Origin of the sequence: Ruania suaedae (assembly GCF_021049265.1) — a bacterium.
Lineage (GTDB): Bacteria > Actinomycetota > Actinomycetes > Actinomycetales > Beutenbergiaceae > Ruania > Ruania suaedae.
Window position 1 is genome coordinate 2748810 of the sequence record NZ_CP088018.1, and the last position, 19901, is coordinate 2768710.

At 71.8% G+C, this 19901-nt stretch carries 18 protein-coding genes and 1 tRNA gene; 8 read left to right on the top strand and 11 right to left on the bottom strand.

Annotated elements, in window-relative coordinates; genetic code table 11:
* Positions 1–52: 52 nt before the first annotated feature.
* From LQF12_RS12615 to LQF12_RS12625, 3 genes are read left to right on the top strand one after another with little or no spacing between them, the layout of a single operon-like run.
* Entirely contained in the window at positions 53–1360 is a 1308-nt protein-coding gene (locus LQF12_RS12615; RefSeq protein WP_231053275.1) for a sensor histidine kinase, read from the top strand.
* The gene (locus tag LQF12_RS12620) at positions 1357–2031 is read left to right on the top strand and encodes a response regulator (RefSeq protein WP_231053276.1); all 675 of its coding nucleotides are present in this window, start codon (positions 1357–1359) and stop codon (positions 2029–2031) included. Before LQF12_RS12615 ends, LQF12_RS12620 begins: the two co-directional genes overlap by 4 nt.
* 25 nt (positions 2032–2056) lie before the next feature.
* A complete protein-coding gene (locus LQF12_RS12625) occupies positions 2057–2605 on the top strand; it encodes a GNAT family N-acetyltransferase (protein WP_231053277.1) in 549 nt (182 codons plus the stop codon).
* Here the strand turns inward: LQF12_RS12625 and LQF12_RS12630 are convergent.
* A complete protein-coding gene (locus LQF12_RS12630; RefSeq protein WP_231053278.1) occupies positions 2587–3447 on the bottom strand; it encodes a hypothetical protein in 861 nt (286 codons plus the stop codon). The two genes, LQF12_RS12625 and LQF12_RS12630, sit on opposite strands and share 19 nt — an antisense overlap.
* A 114-nt stretch (positions 3448–3561) precedes the next feature.
* On the opposite strand from LQF12_RS12630, the gene LQF12_RS12635 reads away from it, so the two are divergent.
* Positions 3562–5307, top strand: a complete 1746-nt coding sequence (locus tag LQF12_RS12635) for a serine/threonine-protein kinase (RefSeq protein WP_231053279.1) — start codon at positions 3562–3564, stop codon at positions 5305–5307.
* Positions 5308–5325: 18 nt separating this feature from the next.
* On the opposite strand, the gene LQF12_RS12640 is transcribed toward LQF12_RS12635, so the two are convergent.
* The 6 genes from LQF12_RS12640 to LQF12_RS12665 all read right to left on the bottom strand — a co-directional run bounded on the left by LQF12_RS12640 (position 5326) and on the right by LQF12_RS12665 (position 9511).
* Positions 5326–5399 (bottom strand) — tRNA-Leu (locus LQF12_RS12640).
* 47 nt (positions 5400–5446) lie between these two features.
* Entirely contained in the window at positions 5447–6847 is a 1401-nt protein-coding gene (locus tag LQF12_RS12645; protein WP_231053280.1) for an NAD(P)/FAD-dependent oxidoreductase, read from the bottom strand.
* A gap of 54 nt (positions 6848–6901) precedes the next feature.
* Positions 6902–7738 carry a uracil-DNA glycosylase gene (locus LQF12_RS12650; protein WP_231053281.1) on the bottom strand — a complete coding sequence of 279 codons (837 nt, stop codon included), beginning with the start codon at positions 7736–7738 and terminating at the stop codon, positions 6902–6904.
* Between the two features lie 16 nt (positions 7739–7754).
* On the bottom strand, positions 7755–8219 hold the full coding sequence (locus LQF12_RS12655) for an aminoacyl-tRNA deacylase (protein WP_231053282.1): 465 nt from the start codon (positions 8217–8219) through the stop codon (positions 7755–7757).
* A gap of 50 nt (positions 8220–8269) precedes the next feature.
* On the bottom strand, positions 8270–8641 hold the full coding sequence (locus tag LQF12_RS12660; RefSeq protein ID WP_231053283.1) for a GntR family transcriptional regulator: 372 nt from the start codon (positions 8639–8641) through the stop codon (positions 8270–8272).
* Between the two features lie 3 nt (positions 8642–8644).
* Entirely contained in the window at positions 8645–9511 is an 867-nt protein-coding gene (locus LQF12_RS12665; RefSeq protein ID WP_231053284.1) for a hypothetical protein, read from the bottom strand.
* A gap of 135 nt (positions 9512–9646) precedes the next feature.
* On the opposite strand from LQF12_RS12665, the gene LQF12_RS12670 reads away from it, so the two are divergent.
* Positions 9647–10393 (top strand): exonuclease domain-containing protein, encoded by a 747-nt coding sequence (locus tag LQF12_RS12670; RefSeq protein ID WP_231053285.1) that lies wholly within the window; start codon positions 9647–9649, stop codon positions 10391–10393.
* 76 nt (positions 10394–10469) lie between these two features.
* Positions 10470–12281 (top strand): ABC transporter ATP-binding protein, encoded by a 1812-nt coding sequence (locus LQF12_RS12675; protein WP_231053286.1) that lies wholly within the window; start codon positions 10470–10472, stop codon positions 12279–12281.
* Positions 12282–12380: 99 nt separating this feature from the next.
* On the opposite strand, the gene guaB is transcribed toward LQF12_RS12675, so the two are convergent.
* Together guaB and LQF12_RS12685 are read right to left on the bottom strand one after the other, a co-directional pair.
* Complete coding sequence (gene guaB / locus LQF12_RS12680; protein WP_231055604.1) at positions 12381–13895, bottom strand: IMP dehydrogenase; 1515 nt, start codon at positions 13893–13895, stop codon at positions 12381–12383.
* 52 nt (positions 13896–13947) lie between these two features.
* Positions 13948–14868, bottom strand: a complete 921-nt coding sequence (locus LQF12_RS12685; RefSeq protein ID WP_231053287.1) for a MerR family transcriptional regulator — start codon at positions 14866–14868, stop codon at positions 13948–13950.
* A 248-nt stretch (positions 14869–15116) separates the two neighbouring features.
* Between LQF12_RS12685 and LQF12_RS12690 the strand changes: the two genes are divergently transcribed.
* Positions 15117–15407: a WhiB family transcriptional regulator gene (locus tag LQF12_RS12690; RefSeq protein ID WP_231053288.1), complete on the top strand. Its 291-nt coding sequence runs from the start codon at positions 15117–15119 to the stop codon at positions 15405–15407.
* Positions 15408–15495: 88 nt separating this feature from the next.
* Here LQF12_RS12690 and groES read toward each other — a convergent pair whose 3' ends face one another.
* Together groES and LQF12_RS12700 are read right to left on the bottom strand one after the other, a co-directional pair.
* Entirely contained in the window at positions 15496–15792 is a 297-nt protein-coding gene (gene groES, locus LQF12_RS12695; protein WP_231053289.1) for a co-chaperone GroES, read from the bottom strand.
* A 176-nt stretch (positions 15793–15968) separates the two neighbouring features.
* Positions 15969–16703, bottom strand: a complete 735-nt coding sequence (locus LQF12_RS12700) for a TetR/AcrR family transcriptional regulator (protein ID WP_231053290.1) — start codon at positions 16701–16703, stop codon at positions 15969–15971.
* 128 nt (positions 16704–16831) lie between these two features.
* Here LQF12_RS12700 and LQF12_RS12705 point away from each other — a divergent pair, with 128 nt between their 5' ends.
* The gene (locus LQF12_RS12705) at positions 16832–19894 is read left to right on the top strand and encodes a glycoside hydrolase family 2 TIM barrel-domain containing protein (RefSeq protein WP_435531241.1); all 3063 of its coding nucleotides are present in this window, start codon (positions 16832–16834) and stop codon (positions 19892–19894) included.
* Positions 19895–19901: the final 7 nt, after the last annotated feature.

Genomic DNA, 19901 nt, shown 5'->3' on the forward strand with positions numbered 1-19901 from the left:
GACGCCGGCGGGTCTCCACCCGCCGGCGTCCGGCCTGCCCGGTCTGACCGGCATGTCCGATCGGGGCGACCAGGGCCTGATGCTCGAGGACCACCTCCGGCGCGGACCGGTCCGCCGCTACTTCGCCGCCCATCCGGTCGCGATGGACGTGGTCGTCGTCGTGATCTTCCTGCTGCCGCACGCCATCCTGCGTGCCGTCATCGAGCCGCGGCTGGCGCCCTACCTCGCACTCGCCGCGGCCGCCGTCGTGCTCCTGTGGCGGCGGCGCCGGCCACGATCCGTGTTCGTCGCTCTCACCGCGCTCATCGGCGTCCACATCGCCGTCGCGGGGGACACCGGCGGGATCGAGGTGGCGCTGGCGTTCTCGCTGTACACGCTCGTCACCGCTCGCGGCCCCAGGACCGGCTGGCTCGCCCTGGCCGTCGCGACCCTCGCCAGCTCGACGGCGCTGCTGCTGTGGGGTGACCCGATCGGGGATGCGGTCACCGCTGCCGGCGATACCCCGCTGCTCGAGCGCGCCCCCTCCATCGCCGGAGCCCTCGTCGGCATCCTTCTCACGCTCCTGGTAGCCCTCGCCATCGGCGTCAGTGTCCGCAGCCGCCGCGATCAGCTGCAGCGTCTCATCGACCAGGCCAACCAGTACCGGCTGGAGCGGGACCAGCGAGTGCAGCTCGCGACGGCCACCGAACGCGCCCGCATCGCACGGGAGATGCACGACGTCGTCGCACACAGCCTCTCGGTGATGGTGGCCCTGGCCGACGGCGCACGCGCCAGTGCGGTCAAGGCGCCCGAACGCAGTGCCGACGCCCTGACCGAGCTCTCCCGGACGGGCCGTTCCGCGCTCGGCGACATGCGGCGCATCCTCGGGGTGCTGCGGGAGGAGGACGCGCGAGCCGCGATGCAGCCGCAGCCCGCCGCACCCGCGCTGGAGGATCTGGTGGCGCAGTTCCGTGCGGCCGGGCTGGACGTCTCCGTCAGCCACACCGGCCCGCCGCTGCCGGGCGACGCCGCCCTACAGCTGACCGTCTACCGCATCGTGCAGGAAGGGCTGACGAACGTGCTGCGCTACGCCCCCCGCGCACGCCGGATCACCGTGGCCGTCGCACGCGCTCACGCCGAGGTGACCATCACGATGCGCAACAGTCGCCCGGACTCCCCTGCCGAACGCCGTCCGGGCCACGGACAGGGTCTGATCGGCATGCGCGAACGGGCCGCCACCTACGGCGGTACCGTCACCGCAGGGCCGGACGAGACCGGTGGCTGGCGCACCCAGGCCACCCTCGTCCTGGATGAGGCCGAGCCGGAGAGCCGGCGCGGCACGAGCAGCGCTGCCGGAACGGACAGGACGGGTGGGTCATGATCTCGGTGCTCCTGGTCGACGACCAGTCGCTGTTGCGGATGGGCTTCTCGATGGTGCTCGACGCCGAGGACGACCTGACCGTCGTCGGTGAGGCCGCCGACGGCGCCACCGGTGCGCGGATGGCCCGCGAACTCCGGCCGGACGTGGTCCTGATGGACGTCCGGATGCCCGGCACGAACGGGATCGAGGCGACCGAGCGGATCGTCGCCGACCGGCCCGAGACCAGGGTGATCATCCTCACCACCTTCGACCTGGACGAGTACGCCTTCGCCGGGCTGCGTGCCGGGGCGAGCGGGTTCCTCCTCAAGGACACCGACCCGGAGGAGCTCGTGGCCGCCATCCGGACCGTGCACGCCGGTGATGCGGTGGTCTCGCCCAGGATCACGCGGAGGATGCTCGAGATGTTCGCGACCTCACTACCCTCCGAGCCTGCGCCGGTGGACTCCCAGCACGCCGCTCCGGGCCGGCCGGGTGGGCTCACCGAGCGCGAGCACGAAGTGCTCCTGGCGATCGCCGAGGGCCTGTCCAACGGTGAGATCGCCACGCGGCTGTACGTCTCGGAGGCGACAGTGAAGACTCATGTGGGTAAAGTGCTTGCGAAACTCGGGTTGCGGGATCGTGTGCAGGCTGTCGTCTACGCCTATGAGAACGGTGTGATCCGCCCCGCATGAACAGCGCGTGCAGGAAAGGGCATTGATGGGTGAGCAGGTCCGCCAGGGGCCGGTCGGCGTCCGCGAGGCAGGGCCGGAGGATGCCGAGTTCCTCGTGGACATGCTCCTCGCTGCCATCAACTGGACCGGCGAGGACCGCTACACGCGGAAGCAGATCCTCAAGGACAAGTCCACCTCCGGCTACGTCGCCGGATGGCAGCGCGACGGTGACCTCGGGGTGATCGCCGTGGATCTGGCCGGACCGAACGGTCTGCAGATCCCGATCGGCGCCGCCTGGGTGCGCCGGTTCCCGGCGCGCAACCCCGGTTTCGGTTTCGTCGCCGAGGACGTCCCGGAGCTGTCGATGGCCGTCATCAGCCACCACCGGGGCCGCGGGATCGGCTCCGGCCTGCTCCGCGCCCTCGCCACCCGGCTGCAGACCGCCGGGATCCCCCGGATCAGCCTGAGCGTCGAGCACGGCAACCGGGCCAGGGCGCTGTACGAACGACTCGGATTCACCACCTTCGCCGAGGGCGAGACCGCCACGACGATGGTGGCCGACGTCGCGTCCCTGACTCAGTCGGTGCGTTCGTAGACCACCTCACGCTCCTCCACGCGGACCACGAACCTGCCCACCACCTGCCGCGTGCTCGTGACGGCATAGACCACCTGCGCGTCCGGCTCCTCCGCGGCCTCGGGTGAGGGCGGCAGCACCACCTGGACGAGGTCGACGCGGTCCGCGTCGGCGACCACCGACCGCAACACCTCGAGCTCGGTGCGATCGGTGCTGCTACCCCCGGAGAGGTCGGCCAGCGCCGCCCAGCGCTCCTCCTCGAGCAGCTGCAGGAAACGGCGCACCGCGCCGGTGGGTGAGGACAGCCCGGCCCCGGAGTCGACCACGGCCCGGCCGTCCTCCTCCTGCCAGGGCGCGAGCATCGTCAGCGTGCCGCCATCCCACACGGCGAGGTAGTCGGCGCTGGTGACACGCGTGGGCGAGTCCGGCCGGTTGACCTCGGTGTCCACCCGCACCCGTGCCACCGGATCGCCCTGGTAGGCACCGACGATCTCGGCGCTGCGCACCTCCACCTGCACCTGCCGCGCCTCCTCCTGTGCCGACCATGCGTGGGCCAGGGCTGCCGCGACCGCCGTCGGCTGCTCCCCCAGGTCGAGGGCCTCGGCCAGCTCGGTGGCAGCGATCGCCGGGGCGGCGCCGCCGGAGACGATCTGCGTGGCCGCGGCATCGGTCCCGAACGCGCGCGCCACCTCCGTCAGCAGATCCACCACGTCCTCGGTGACGGCACCGGTGGAGGTGGTGGCCCCGCCCGGAGCATCCACCGGGTGCACCGGATCCGGGGCGCACGCCGCCATCGCCGCGAGCGAGGCCGTGAGCACGACGGCGGTGCACGCGCGCCGCCAGGTCGGCAGGGGTGGTGGCATCGACGGCTCCTCAGATCGGCGGACGGTCCTTCGCCTCCCAACGTATCCAACCTCGGCGCCGTAGGATCGCAGGGCGCACCATGGCCACGGCGCACCGTCGGGGAGGAGGACCACATGCGCGACCTCGACCCGCCGTCGATCCCTGGCTTCCGGCCGCTGCGCGCCCTGGGTCACGGTGGCTTCTCCGACGTCTACCTGTACGAGCAGCAGATGCCCCGGCGTCAGGTGGCCATCAAGGTGTTGCGTACCGAGTCCCTCACCCCGGCTGTACGAGCCCGGTTCGCCACCGAGGCGCATCTGATGGCGCGCCTGTCCGGTCACACCGGGATCGCCGACATCCTGGCTGCCGATGTGGACGAGGCCGGCGAGCCGTACCTGGTGATGGAGCACTGCCCCGGCGGCAGCCTGGGCGACGTCTACCGCACCCGGTCCATGTCCGTGGCGGAGGTGCTGCGCCTCGGCGTCCGCCTGGCGTGCGCGCTGGAGTCAGCCCACCGACAGGGCATCGTGCACCGCGACGTCAAACCGGCGAACATCCTGCTCACCGAGTACGGCGTGGCCGTCCTCGCGGACTTCGGGATCTCCACCGTCGACGACGCCTTCCCCGGTTCCGCGAGCACGCGACTCGAGCTGGACCTGCAGGAGGAGGCGAGCTCCGCCGTCGGGATGAGCCTGCCCTGGGCGGCGCCGGAGGCGCTGGCCCGGCCGCCGGTCTCCGACGCGCGGTCGGACCAGTACGGGCTGGCGGCCACGCTCTACTCGCTGCTGGAGAGCCGTTCCCCGCACGAGGTCCCCGGCGGCCCCAACGGATCGGCGCACCTGACGGGGCGCATCCGCAGCGGCTTCATCGCGGCGATGGCCCGCACGGACGTGCCGGAATCGCTGCAGACCGTGCTCCGTGCCGCCATGTCCTACGACCCGGGCGCTCGCTACGAGTCCTGTCTCGCGCTGGCGCTCGCCCTACAGCAGGTGCAGCGCGAGATCGGTGAGAGCGTCACCGCGCTGGAGGTGCCGCTGAGCGCCGGTCCGCTGCCGGGACGTGCCGATCCGATGCCGACCATCGTTCCCGGCCACGACCCCGCCCGGGAAGCGGCCCGCTCCGACGGCGGCCCGAGTGGTCCGGGCGGTCCGGGCGGTCCGGGCGGTCCGGCCCCGTGGCCCACCGCGGAGCCGGGCGAGAGCACCTGGGTCCCGGCCGAGCATCCCGCGGGGACCGCTGCCGCCCCGGGGGGTGTCTCGTCCCAACAGGTCACGAACGCCGGCGCCCCGGCCGGTGCGGCGCCGGTCACCGCCATGGCGCCCCCGGTCATGCCGGCGGTCGCACCCGCGGCCCGGACCGCGGGGCGCGTCGCCCTCATCGCCGCCGTCACCTTCGTGGTGCTGGCGTTCGTCGCGGGCGGCAGCATGCTGGTCGACTGGATCTCCATGCCTCACTTCACCGGGCGCGCCGTCGACAACGCCGAGGTGAGCCGGACGGCGGCGGGCGCCTACGAGGTGAGCGTTCCCGAGGGCCTGGAGGCACCCGAGCAACTCGAGAGCCGCATCCTGGAGAGCCCGGTGGACGCCGCGGAACCGGCGCTCGAGGGGGCCGACGAGGCCGTCGTCTCGGTGGACACCGCCCGCTGGACCCCGGGCGGCACGGTCGTGCTGAACCCGCGCGAGGGCGAGACGGCAGGCACGCTCCAGCGCATGGACGCCGAGACGTTGCGCGGTGCGCTGGCCCTGGGCCCGGACGAGGAGATCTCCGCCGGCTCGGTGGTCCTCGCCGCCGCGCCCGCCGCCTACTTCGTGAACGTCACTCCCGAGCTGGGCGTGAGCGCCAGCGAATCCACCCTGGTCCTGGTCTCGATCGTGGAGTGAGCGGCCAGGGCGCGCACGTGCCCCCACAGGGACTCGAACCCTGACTGTGCCGATTTTAAGTCGGCTGCCTCTGCCGATTGGGCTATGGGGGCGGGGCCGTGACGATCCTATGCCGTTCCGGCGCCCACCCCAGGGAGCACTACTTGCGGGCCCCGGCGCTCGCCTTCTTGGCCTCGGGCTTCTTGCTGGTGGCCGCGCTGATGAAGGACTCCCGCGGGCTCTGCAGCGACCCGAGCGCGACCATCTCGCGCCGGAACAGCAGTGCGGTGGTCCAGTCCAGCAGGATGCGGGCCTTCCGGTTGAAGCTCGGCATCGCCCACATGTGATACGTGCGGTGCATGAACCAGGCGATCGGGCCGCGCAGCTTCAGGCCCTGGATGTTCGCGACACCCTTGTACAGCCCCATGGAGGCGACGGTGCCGACGTTCTTGTGGGCGTAGTCCTGCACCTCCTCGCCGGAGAGGTGACGCACGATGTTGTCACCGAGGTGGCGGGCCTGGCGGACGGCGTGCTGCGCGGTCGGACCGCAGGTCGCGCCCGGCTCGTCGGCGGTGAGGTCGGGGACGGCGGCGCAGTCGCCGGCCGCCCAGGCACCGTCGATGAGCTCACCGTCGTCGTCGCAGACCTGCAGCGTCGGGTGCGTCTGCACCCGGCCCATCGAGTCCAGCGGGAGGTCGCTGTCGGCGAGCACCGGGTTTGCCTTCACCCCGGCCGTCCAGACGAGGGTGTCGGAGTAGAACTCGTCGTCGTCGGAGCAGACGATCTTGCCGTCCTCGGCCGAGTTGAGGAAGGTGTTGAGCTTGACCTCGATCCCGCGGGCGCGCAGCTGCTCGAGCGCGTAACCACCGAGTTCGTCGCCGACCTCGGGCAGGATCCGGTGCATCGCCTCGATCAGGACGAAGCGCAGGTCCTCCTGTTGGATGGAGTCGAAGTCCTTGCAGGCGGCGCGGGCCATGTCCTCGACCTCGGCGATCGCCTCGATCCCGGCGAAACCACCGCCGACGAAGGTGAAGGTAAGCATCCGCTTGCGCATCTCGGGGTCCCAGGTGGAGGCGGCCTGGTCCATCCGGCCGAGCACCTGGTTGCGCAGCGCGATCGCTTCCTCGATCTGCTTGAACCCGATGCCGTTCTCGGCCAGCCCGGGGATGGGGAGCACGCGGGCCACCGACCCCAGGCCCACGACGACGTGGTCGTAGGAGACCTCGTAGGTCTCGCCCTCGGCGGGGGTGATGGTGGCCCGGCGCTCGGCGTGGTTCAACCCGGTGACCCGCCCGGAGAGCACCGTGCAGCCCTTCAGCAGCCGCCGGTGGGGGGCGACGACGTGGCGCGGCTCGATCGATCCGGCCGCCGCCTCGGGCAGGAACGGCTGATAGGTCATGTAGGAGCGGGGGTCGACCACCACGATGGCCACCTCGCGCCGACCCATCCGCTTGCGGATCTGCATCGCGGTGTAGAGCCCGACGTAGCCGCCGCCCAGGATGAGGATGCGCGGGACCTTGCGGGTCTTCGACGCAGAGTGTGTGGCCGCCATTTCGCTCATCTCTTCAGTCTAGGACCGACCGGGCGTCCTCGCGTTGTGGGCTTGAACACCGCCTCATCCCGCCCGTCGGCAGCGCGCCAGGACGTCGTCGAGCATGGGTTCGGTCAGCCGCCCGGTGAACGTGTTCTGCTGGGAGACGTGGTAGCTGCCGACGACGGCGATGCCTCGCCCGCCCGGTTCGTTCACCTGCGCCTCACTGGCATGCCCGAAGCGTGGCAGCGGGCGTGGCACGTCCCATCCGAGCCGGCGCAGGGAGGCGAAGGTGGCCTGCCACCCGATGGCCCCCAGCGTGAGGATCGCCGTCAGGTGGGGTGTGAGGAGCTCGACCTCCCGGTCGAGCCACGGGGCACAGGCGCTCTTCTCCTCGGGCGTGGGGGCGTTGTCCGGGGGCGCGCACCGGACCGCTGCGGCGATACGCGCGCCGGTGAGCGACTGGCCGTCCGCCGCATCGATGCTCTCCGGCCGGGAGGCGTAGCCGGCGCGGTGCAGCGCGGCGAAGATCCAGTCCCCGGAGCGGTCACCGGTGAAGACCCGGCCGGTGCGGTTGGCCCCGTGGGCGGCCGGAGCCAGCCCCACGATGAGCAGGGCCGCCTGCTCGTCGCCGAAACCCGGGGCGGGGCGACCCCAGTACGGTTCGCCGGCGAACGCCCGACGGCGCGTGGTCGCCACCTGTTCCCGCCAGGTCACCAGCCGTGGGCACGCCCGGCACAGGCTGGACCGGGCGTCGAGCAGCGGCAGCGAGCGCGCGGACGCGGCGAGGCGGGCGACGTCCTCGGGGGTGCGGGCGCGGGTGGTGCGCGGACAGGCCGGGTCACCGGGCCAGCCGGTACCCGGCGGGACCGGGGACGCAAAGAGCTCTCCGGTGCGCGGGTGCGGGTGGGGGTGCGTCATGGGGTCACCGGTGTCCTCAGGCGTCGGTCACGTCCGCGACGGTGGCCTGCAGGTGCGTGAGGAGGTCCGCGGCGTCGAGGGTGAGGCCGATGCCGTGCCCGCCCCCGCCGATCGAGATGCGCCCGGAGAGGCGCTCGTCGGCGATCACCGGCCACGCGCGGGTGGCACCGAATGGAGTGATCGTGCCGCGCTCGTAGCCGGTGACCTCCTTGGCCGTGGCGGCATCGGGCATCGAGAGGCGGTTCGCGCCCAGCAGGGAGCGCAGCCGCGGCCACGAGATCGAGCGAGTGCCGGGGACGAGGACGAACAGGTAGTCGTCCTCGCCCCGGCGCACCACCATCGTCTTGACGAGGCGGTCCGGTTCGAGTCCGCGCGCGGCGGCGGCCTCCTCGAGGGAGGAGACCGGCCCGTGCCGGGTGATCTCGTGCGCGAGCCCGGCGGCCGCGACGGCCTCGAGCGCGGGCGTGGATGTGTCGGCCATTCCCCGATCATCGCATCCGGTACCGCCCGGCCCGGTGGGCACGGAGCAGGTCAGGGGCCGGCCCGCGCCAGGGCACGGTCGAGGGCCACCCGGACCGTGCCGGCACCGACGCCGTGCTCGCGCGCACAACGCACCAGCTCCTCGGCCTGCGCCAGCACCGCGGGCGGGACCGGGATCGGGACCGCATCCTCGGCCACCCGGGTCCCCCCGCCGCGCCGGGAGACGAGGTGGCCCGAGTCCTCCAGCTCCCGGTACGCGCGGGCCACCGTGCCGGCCGCGACGCCCAGATCGGCGGCGAGCTGACGGATCGGCGGCAGGCGGGCGCCGGCGGGCAGCGCGCCGGAGTGCACCAGGGCGAGCAGCTGACGACGCAGCTGGGCGTACGGCGGGGTGGGGTCGCCGTCGTCGATACGTACCTGCACCGGTCACCGCTCCGATCGCGCCGGCGCAGGCCGGGGCGAGAGCGCGGTGACGAGGAGCGACACGGCGGCCGCCGCCGCGAGCGCACCCGCTGCGAGCATCGCGGCCAGGGCTGCCCTGGAGGTCCACGGCTCGTCGGCCGCGAGCGCGGCGGGCAGCAGACCGAACATCATCAGGCCCGCCGCGGTCGCGGCCACGGCGAGGGAGACCACGACGAGCGTGGCCGCCACCGCACTGGCGCGGGTGGCGTCGTCGGCAGCCTGGTCCGGCGCCTCGAGCGCGCCCCGGGGGCGGGAGACCACCAGCCGGATGTTCACCACCACCAGGATCAGCAGGATCACGAACGCCACGGCGAGCGGAGTGGTGTAGAACGTGCCCGGCCACGGCGTCCGGGTACCGGAGCAGCCAGGCCCGCAGGAGTAGCTCAGGGAGCGGCCGTCCGGGCCGGCGGCCAGGGTGGTGATCACGGTCGCGGCCACCAGCAGGCCGAGACCCAGCCCCAGGAGCTGGGCACCGCGCCGGGGCAGATACCGCCGCACGTCCCGCACCTCCAGGCCGGCGCCACCGTCCCGCAGCGCCGAGCGGGTCACCATCTCGGCGGCGAGACCACCGATCACCCACACGATCGCCACCACGGCCGGCGCGAGTGCGAGCCCCTGGCCGTGCACGCCCAGCGCGGAGACGTCCACCACCATGCGGACGGCCAGGACGGCGGCGGCCACGCGGGCGAGGGTGATCACCTGCCGCACCCGGCGGACACCGTCGTGGCCGGAGCGGGGCGACGTGCCACGACTGAACACCACCACCACCACGATCAGCGATGCCGCGGCGACGAGCACGAATGCCAGGAAAGCCCAGATGGCTCCGGACATCACAGCCTCCTTCTTGTACCGTTGATGTGGCACAAGAATCCACCGCCAGGCATCTTGTGTCAAGTAGGCAGCACAAGATCGACGGCCATTGTCGGTGCCCGGTGGTGGACTGCGGTCCAGGGAGGTGAAGCGCCGATGACGTCATGGCTGGACGGTCCGCTGCTCGGTTTCGACACCGAGACCACGGGCGTGAACCCGTTCCGCGACCGGATCGTCAGCGCCGCCCTGATCGGCCGTGGGCCACGGGGCACGGCCCGGCGCGTCTGGCTGCTCCGGCCCGGCATCCCGATCCCGGAGGAGGCGGCGGCCATCCACGGGATCACCACCGCCCATGCGGCCCGGCACGGGATGGCACCGCGGGAGGCGCTCGCCCAGATCGGCGACGAACTCCTGGCCGCCTTTCGCCGGCGCACCCCGGTGGTGGCCTACAACGCCGCCTTCGACCTGACGATCCTCGAACGCGAGCTGGAGCGGCACGGCCTGCCCACCCTGACCGACGAGCTCGGCGGACCACTGGTCCCGGTGCTGGACCCGCTGCTGCTCGACCGCGGGCTGGAGTCCGGCCGGGCCGGGCACCGCGCGCTGATGAACCTGTGCGGGTACTACGGAGTCCAGGAGAACGGCCGCCTGCACACCGCGGACGTCGACGCCGCCGCCACCCTGGACATCCTCGCCGCGCAGGTTCGCGCCCACCCCGAGCTCACGCATCGGTCGCCGGCCACCCTGCACCAGTGGCAGGCCGGCCAGCACCGCCGGTGGGCGAGCGCCGAGGGCGAGCGCCGGCGTGGCTCCGGCCGGCCCGGCCCGGCACCCGGGTGGCCGCTGCACACGTGCGAGGTCGCCACCGGCGGGGCATCCGACACCTCGCAGCTGCCTGCCTGAGATCGGAATCTCCAGCGCCTCCCGGCGTTGCACCTGGTGGGCAGATCCGATCCCACGTCCGTCTCGAGGAGAGACCATGTCCGCGCTCGCGCGCATCCTGCGATTCACCCGCTCCCTGACCCCCTACTACGTCGGCATCATGCTCGCCGCCATGGTGGTCACCGGGGCGGGGCTCGCCGTGCCGTTCATCACCGGCCGTGCCACCGACGTGATCGTCGACGCCATCGAACGGTCCGGCGCCGGCGACGACGTCCTCGCCGCGACCATCCGCACCGTGGTGCTGCTCGCACTGGCGCTGCTGCTGGCCGAGCTCGTGGACACCGTGGCGAGCAATATCGGCGGCTACTGGGGCGACGTGATGAGCGCGAAGATGCGCACGATCCTGTCCACCCGGTACTTCGAGAAGCTGCTCTCGCTCCCCCAGCGCTACTTCGACAACGAGCTCACCGGCACCATCGTGGCCCGGCTGAACCGGTCGATCGCCGAGATCACGAACTTCATGAAGTCGTTCTCGAACATGTTCGTCACGCTGATCATGACGACCATCGCCGTGTTGATCATCAGCGCGTGGCACTACTGGCCGCTCGCCCTCCTGCTCCTGCTCGCCTACCCTCTCTACCTCTGGCTGACCGCGATGACCTCCACGCGGTGGCAGCGGCTCGAAGGACGCAAGAACGAGCACGTGGACGTCGCCTCCGGTCGCTTCACCGAGGTGGTCGGGCAGATCCGCGTCGTGAAGTCCTTCGGCCGCGAGCGCAGCGAGCAGCACGAGTTCACCCGGCACTTCGATCGCACCGTCGATCTCACCGGCGAGCAGTCGCGGCACTGGCACAGGATGGACGTGATCCGCCGGGCCGCGCTGAACGTCATCTTCTTCGGGCTGTACACGATCATCTTCGTGCGCACCGTCCAGGGGCACTTCTCGCCGGGCGACATGGTGATGCTGGTGCAGCTGATGGCGATGGCCCGCCAGCCCGTGACGAGCCTGAGCTACGTGGTCGACACCGCCCAGCGGGCGATCGCGGGCTCCCGGTCCTACTTCGAGGTGATGAACCTGGAGGCCTCGGCCATCGAACCCGCGGGACGTCACCCGCACGAGGCAGCGGCCGGGAAGGGCGCCGATGGTGCGCTCGTGCGCTTCACCGACGTGCGCTTCGGCTACGACGACGACGCCGACGTCCTCAAGGACATCTCCTTCGAGATCGCCCGGGGCGAGCGAGTGGCGCTGGTGGGCGAGTCCGGTGGGGGCAAGAGCACCCTGATCAACCTCCTCCTGGGTCTGTACGCGATGCGGGACGGGTCGATCGAGGTGGCGGGCGCCGGTCGGGATCTCGGGTCACTTCGGGCGAACATCGGCGTCGTCTTCCAGGACGCCTCCCTGTTCTCCGGCACGATCGCGGAGAACATCGCCTACGGCCGCCCGGAGGCCACGCGGGAGGAGGTCGAGGCGGTGGCCCGGCGCGCCGCCGTCGAGGAGTTCGTCCGCAGGCTCCCCCACGGCTACGACACGGTGATCGGCGAGCGCGGGATGAAGCTCTCCGGCGGTCAGAAGCAACGCATCGCCGTGGCCCGGGCCATGCTCAAGGATGCCCCGATCCTGGTGCTGGACGAGGCGACCTCGGCGCTGGACACGAAGTCGGAACGGCTCGTTCAGGCCGGTCTGGAGCGGCTGATGGCCGATCGCACCTCGCTGATCATCGCTCACCGGCTCTCCACGATCGCCGAGGTGGATCGCATCATCACCCTGCGGGAGGGACGTATCGACGAGATCGGCACCCCGGACGAGCTGGCCGCCTCCGGTGGGATCTACGCCGAGCTGCTGGCGTTGCAGAATGCCTCGACAGCGTCGGCTCGCAAGCGCCTCAAGTCCTACGACGTGGTCGGCTGAGCCCCGCCGTCGGACCGAGGTTCCAGGCACCGACACACGGCGGAACGTCGGTCCGCGCCGGGGAGATCACTCCACACCCGGACCGTGTGTCCCTGCGGCTCAGCGACCGCCGTAGTTCGGCGCCTCGGCCACCATCTGCACGTCGTGCGGGTGGGACTCCTTCAGCCCGGCGGAGGTGATCCGCACGAACTTCCCGCGCGCCTGGAGCTCGGGCACGGTGCGCGCGCCGACGTAGAACATCGACTGACCGAGGCCGCCGGTGAGCTGGTGAGCGACCTGGGCGAGCGGGCCACGGTAGGGGACCTGCCCCTCGATCCCCTCGGTGATGATGTCCTCATCGGAGACATCGCCCTGGAAATAGCGGTCCTTGGAGTAGGAGCGGCGGTCACCGCGTGACTGCATCGCCCCCAGGGAGGCCATCCCGCGGTAACGCTTGAACTGCTTGCCGTTGACGTAGACCAGATCACCCGGGGACTCGTCACACCCGGCGAGCAGTCCGCCGAGCATCACCGAACTCGCCCCCGCCACGAGCGCCTTGGCGATATCGCCGGAGTACTGCAGGCCACCGTCGCCGATCACCGGCACCCCGGCCGGCCCGCACGCCAGCGAGGCCTGGTGGATCGCCGTCACCTGCGGCACGCCGACGCCGGCGACCACGCGGGTGGTGCAGATCGATCCCGGGCCCACCCCGACCTTGACGGCGTCCACGCCGGCGTCCACCAGCGCCTGCGCGCCCTCGCGGGTGGCGACGTTGCCGCCGATCACCTGCACGTGGGCGCATCCGGGGTCGCTCTTGAGCCGGCGCACCATGTCCAGCATGAGACGGGCATGACCGTTCGCGGTGTCGACCACGAGCACGTCGACGCCGGCCTCCACGAGCGCCGTCGCCCGCTCCCAGGCGTCCCCGAAGAAGCCGACGGCGGCCCCCACCCGCAACCGGCCCTCCTCGTCCTTGGTGGCGAGCGGGTACTGCTCGGACTTCACGAAGTCCTTGACCGTGATCAAGCCCTGCAGGCGGCCGGCGTCGTCGACGAGGGGGAGCTTCTCGACCTTGTGCTTGCCGAGCAGCGCCGCCGCATCCTCGGTGGAGATCCCCACGTGCCCGGTCACGAGCGGCATCGGGGTCATGATCTCGCGTACGAGTGCACTCTCGAAGGCGTGGAGCGGCACGAACCGGATGTCCCGGTTGGTGATGATGCCCAGCAGCACCCCGGCCTCGTCCACCACCGGCATCCCGGAGACGCGGTACGTTGCGCAGAGTCTGTCCATCTCGGCCAGCGTGGCGTCCGGCGCGATCGTCAACGGGTTGGTCACCATGCCCGACTCGGACCGCTTGACCAGGTCGACCTGACCGGCCTGATCGGCGATCGGCAGGTTGCGGTGCAGGATGCCGAGCCCGCCCTGGCGCGCCATCGCGATCGCCATCCTCGACTCGGTCACGGTGTCCATCGCGGCCGAGACGAGCGGGATCGCGAGCTCGATCTCTCGTGTGAGGTGGGTCGCGGTGTCGGCCTCGCTCGGGATGACGTCGGTCTCCCCCGGGAGCAGGAGCACGTCGTCATAGGTGAGCCCGACGAACCCGAACGGGTCCTGGGAGGGGGCGGTGGGCTGCATGGCGGGCGGCTCAGTCACGTGGCGATCATAACCGCGTGCCTCTCACCTGCGATCAGCGGCGGGCACCCGCAGCGTCCGGCACCGGGCGCTCGCTGAGCAGGTCGGCGATCTCGTGCACAGCGCCGGCCAGCGTGCGGGCGCGAGGCAGGTCGGCGAACTCCTGCGGTACGCCCGTGAGCGAGATCACGAACGCCGTCCGCCCGGACTCACGCATGGTCTGCACCACCGCGCTGGCGTCGTGCGGGTTCCCCAGCAGCACCGCGAGCCGGACGTGAGCTGCCGCGGAGCCGGCTGAGTCGGCGTCGCGCCTGCGCCGGGCCGGCCGCAGGACGCGGGCCTGGACGCCGTGCACGGCCAGCTCGGTGGCGAGGACGTGCGCATCGAGATGGTGGTCGTGATCGGCATGGATGATCACCGGCGCGTCGGCGCCGGAGTCAGGTGCGACCGACCGCAACGCCGCCAGCAGCGCAGCTCCGAGCACCGACACCGGGTCCCGGCCGGGCTGATCCCCGTGATCGCGAGCCTCCAGCAGGTCCAGTGCCGGGCGCACGAGATTCTGCCAGACACTCAGTCCTTCGCTCTGCCGCACCGCACGAGCGATCATCCGGTGGAGCCGCTGCTCGTCGGCCTCCACCGCCGCAGCAGCCATCGAGAGCGGGTCGAGGACCTCGTCTGCGTGGCCGGCAGTGAGCTCGGGGACCGCGTCACTGTCGGGGTCGAGCCCGCGAGCGACGCGGGCGGCGTCGGCAGGTGCGACGCCGTCGCGAGTCAGCCGGCGCATCGCCTCGAGCCGGTCGACGTCCTCGGCACTGTACCGGCGGTGACGCCCCGCGGTCCGCATCGACGGCCCGAGGCCGTACCGGCGCTCCCACGTGCGCAGGGTCGAGGCTGCGACGCCCAGGCGTTCGGCCACCGCGGCCACCGTGAGTCGTACCGTCACGCGCTCGTCGGGACCGGACTGCGCCTCAGGCACGCCGTCTCCTCTCGTCCCGTAGCTGATCGACAGGTCGACACTACGCCGGAGGGTGGTGCCGAACAACCTGAACGAGGATCCCGCACAACTGTCGCAGCGATCGCGAACAAGTACCTTGAACAACTTCTGCATCACTTGTAGGTTGGGCACCAGGTCGCGCACTGACGCTGGGGATGAGCGTCAGCGACAGCAGGGCCGGTGCCCCATCAACCGATACGGCACCACAGGATGAACGGAAGGGTCAGACCATGGCGGAACTCTCAAGGCTTCCCGGGCCGATCATGGACGTGTGGGAGTGGCAGTATCAGGGCGCTTGCCGCGAGACCGGTGACGAGCAGTTCTTCCACCCCGATGGTGAGCGCGGAGCCTCGCGGCGCCGCCGGGACGCGAACGCCAAGGCAGTGTGCGCCCAGTGCCCGGTCATCGAGCAGTGCCGTGAGCATGCGCTGAGCGTGCGCGAGCCCTACGGGGTGTGGGGCGGGCTGTCCGAGGACGAGCGCAGCGCCATCCTCGCCCAGCGTGCACCAGCAGCGAGCTGAGGCACGATGCGCGGCGCCTGCCGCCGCGCACGCATGACGAAGGCCCCGGTCCATGTCGGACCGGGGCCTTCGCGCTGTCGTCAGTCGATCACTTCGAGACGACGGCCAGCACGTCGCGGGCGCTGAGGATCAGGTACTCCTCGCCGGAGTACTTGACCTCGGTGCCGCCGTACTTGCTGTAGATGACGACGTCACCTACGGCCACGTCCAGCGGGACGCGGTTGCCGTTGTCGTCGACGCGGCCCGGGCCGATGGCCAGAACCTCGCCCTCCTGGGGCTTCTCCTTGGCGGAGTCCGGGATGACGAGCCCGGACGCGGTGGTCTGCTCGGCCTCGAGCGTCTTGACGACGATCCGGTCCTCGAGCGGCTTGATGGAGACCGACACTGCGGACCTCCCCTTCGCATGAGTGGTGAACAATGACAAGGGTCTCCCCCGGCCTCGGTGCCGTCCGCCGTCGCGGGGGTCGGGCATGCACCACAGCACGTGGGTGACGCCCCTCCACGAGGAAGGGGCCTCAGGGAACAATCTAGGCACCGATTAGCACTCGGTCAAGGCGAGTGCTAAACGTGTCGGTCCGCGGTCGGGCCGGGTTCGCCGGCGGCACCCGCTCCCCGCTGCCCGGCCCACCACCGGCGCAGCTGCGCGGGCGGGGTGAGAACGTCCGGTTCCGTGAGCACGAGGCGGAAGTAGTCGTGCAGCACCTCGGCCGCATCGATCACGTCCGGCTCGTAGAGCGCCTGAAGCTGCACCCCGTCCCACAGTGCGACCAGCGTCGCCGCAGCGACGTCGATCTCGATCCCGGGGCGCAGCAGATCCGCGGTGGCGAGAGCGGCGAGCTCCTCGGCGTACTGGCCACGCAGGACCGCGAAGCGTCCGCCGAAGTACTCCCGGGCGGGGTGGTCGGCAGTGGCGGACTCGGCCGTGAGCACCCCGTACAGCCTCACCAGGTGCGGCACGTCCTCGTTCGCGATCGCCTGGCCGACCACGCGGTCGGGGAAGGAGTGGCGGTGATCGCCGACGAAGCGCACCGAGTCACGGTGGCGCATCGTGGCCCAGAGCAGCTCAACCTTGGAGGAGTAGAAGTGCAACAGACTGGACGGGCTCAGATCGGCTCGCGCGGCGATCTGCCGGATGGTCGCGCCCCGGTAGCCACGTTCGGAGAAGACCGCGACCGCCGCATCCACGATCCGGCGGCGGCGCTGAGCCGACTTGCGGTACTCCCCGCGAGGCCCGCGCGCCCCGGCGGGATCGAGCGGGGAGGTGGGCGCAGGGGCATCGGTGTCGTTGCTGGTCATCGTCCCGGCAGGCTACCCGACCAATCTCGAACGGTCGATCGAGTTTGTGTTACGGTGCGATGTCCGGACGTCGACGGCGGACCGGATCGCGGGTGCTCGGCACCTGCGTGGCCCCGATCCAAGCGCCCATGGAGGAGCACGTGACCTTCCCCTCGCACACGTCCTATGACCCGGTCGCCGGCACCCTGGCGCCGGCCCGTTCCTGGCTGCGCAGTGACGCCGGCCGGATCGATCTCGCCGGGGACTGGCAGTTCCGCCTCTCCCCCGGTGTTCCCGGGACCCCGGGCGGTCACGGCGTCCTGGGCGAGGAGTCCCCGACGGCGTTCGCCCGCCCGGACTACGACGCCGGCGCCTGGGACACCCTGGCCGTGCCCTCCCACTGGGTGCTGGCCGAGGACTTCCGGTACGGCACGCCGATCTACACCAACGTGCAGTACCCCTTCCCGGTCGATCCGCCGTTCGTCCCGGACGAGAACCCCACCGGGGACTACCGCCGCACCGTCGAGGTGCCCGAGAGCTGGCTCGCCGGGGGGCACGTGCTGCTGCGCTTCGACGGCGTGGAGTCCCACGCGCGGGTCTGGGTCAACGGCGTCGAGATCGCCACCTTCACCGGCAGCCGGCTCGCGCACGAGCTCAACGTCACCGAGCACCTGCACCCCGGCACGAACACGATCGCCGTCCGCGTGGTGCAGTGGTCGGCCGCCAGCTACCTGGAGGACCAGGACCAGTGGTGGCTGCCGGGGATCTTCCGGGACGTCACCCTCCTGCACCGCCCGGTCGGCGGTATCGAGGACGTCTGGTTGCACGCCGACTACGACCCGGCCACGGGTGAGGGCACCCTGACGGCCGATCTGAGCGCCGCCGCCGACGCCTTCCCGGTCCGGCTCCAGGTGCCCGAGCTGGGCGTCGACCAGACCTGGCAGGATGCTGCCGCGGTGGCGCCGGTCCCGGTGGGAGCGGTGGCACCGTGGTCCCCGGAGTCACCGACGCTGTACGAGGCGACCGTCTCCGGCGCCGCTGAGTCGATCACGGTACGCACGGGCTTCCGCCGCGTGCAGATCGACGGCGACCGCTTCCTCGTCAACGGCCGGCAGGTCACGTTCTCCGGCGTCAACCGCCACGAGATCCACCCCGACAAGGGCCGCGTCTTCGACGAGGAGTTCGCCCGCGAGGACCTGGCACTGATGAAGCGGCACAACGTCAACGCCATCCGCACCAGCCACTACCCGCCGCACCCGCGGCTGCTCGACCTCGCCGACGAGATGGGCTTCTGGGTCATCTGCGAGTGCGACCTCGAGACGCACGGCTTCGAGGCCGGAGGCTGGGTGGACAACCCCAGCGACGATCCCCGGTGGCGCGAGGCCTACCTCGACCGGATCCAGCGCACGGTCGAGCGCGACAAGAACCACCCCTCGATCATCCTGTGGTCGCTGGGCAACGAGGCGGGCACCGGCACCAACCTGGCCGCGATGGCGCAGTGGGTCCACGGCCGCGACGCGACCCGGCCCGTGCACTACGAGGGTGACTACGCAGGGGCCTACACCGATGTGTACTCGCGCATGTACGCCACCGTGCCCGAGACCGAGTCGATCGCCCGCGACGACGACACCAGCCTGCTCGCCCGCGGGGTCACCGCCGGCGACAGCGCCCGCCAGCGCACCAAGCCGTTCCTGCAGTGCGAGTACGCCCACGCGATGGGCAACGGCCCCGGCGCCCTGGATCAGTACCGTGAGCTGGTCGACCGCTACCCGCGCCTGCACGGCGGCTTCATCTGGGAGTGGCGCGATCACGGTATCCGCACGAAGGCTGAGAACGGCACCGAATACTTCGGCTACGGGGGTGACTTCGGCGAGGTCGTCCACGACGGCAACTTCGTGATGGACGGCATGGTGCTCTCCGACTCCACGCCCTCTCCGGGCCTGCTGGAGTTCGCCGCCGTCGAGCAGCCGGTCCAGCTGACCCCCACCGGCGACGGGTCCGCGGTGGTCCGCAACCGCCGCTTCGTGGCCGACACCTCGGACCTGCTCGTGCGCTGGAGCGTCGAGCACGACGGTCACCCGGTGGCCGAGGGAGAGACCCCGCTGGCGGACGAGGACGGAACCCCGATCCCGGCCGGCGGCACGGGCGGACTGCACCTGTTCTCCGAGCTCCCGACGGCGCAGCCCGGCGTCGAGGTCACCGTCACCGTGGCCGTGGTGCTGGCCGAGGCCACGGACTGGGCACCGGCCGGTCACGCGGTGGCACGGGCGCAGTGGCAGGCCGACCGGCCGGCCACCTTCGGTGCCGCACCCGTGCACCCGGCCGCGAGGGCCGCGCTGGCGGACTCGCCGGCCGTGCTGGAGGGCCCCGGCCTGACCACGCTCGCCGGGGCGCTCGTGCGTGGTCCCGAGGTGGAGCTGTGGCGCGCGCCGACCGACAACGACCACGGCAGCAACTCCCACGACGGCGACCGCACCGATCCGGCGGACCGCTCCACCGGGGAGCGCACCCCGCCGATCGCCGACCGGTGGCGGGAGGCCGGGATCGACCGGCTGGTGCGTCGGGTGGTCGCGGTGACCGCCGATCCGACCTCGCACACGATCACCCGTCGCGTCTCGGCTGCCCAGAGCCGGGCAGCTGTCGACGTGAGCGAACGGTGGTCGGCGGTGCGCGGCGAGGACGGTGTCGTCGAGGCGGTGCTCGAGGTGAGCATGACCCCGAACACCGGCTGGCACGAGGTCTGGCCGCGGCTCGGGCTGCATCTGGAGCTGCCGACCGAGGTCGACGGTGCCGCCTGGTTCGGCACTGGACCGCACGACTCCTATCCGGACACGGCCACCTCGGTGCGGCTGGGGCGGTTCAGCGCCGGGATCGAGGACCTCACGGTCGACTACGCCCGTCCGCAGGAGTCGGGCCACCGCGCGGGTCTGCGTGAGCTGGTCCTGCGCCGGGGCGGGGCGGACTGGCTGCAGATCAGCGCCGATCCGGATCCGCTGGGGCGCCGGCCCGGGTTCACGCTCAGCCGCCACAGCGCGCACGAGCTCACTTCGGCCGGGCACCCGCACGAGCTGCCCACCCCGACGGCGCACCACCTCTACCTGGACGCCGCCCAGCACGGCCTGGGCTCGCGCGCATGCGGGCCCGACGTCTGGCCGACGGCCATGCTGCGCCCCGAGGCCCGCACGCTGCGACTGCGGTTCCGGGCCCTCTGAGGAATCC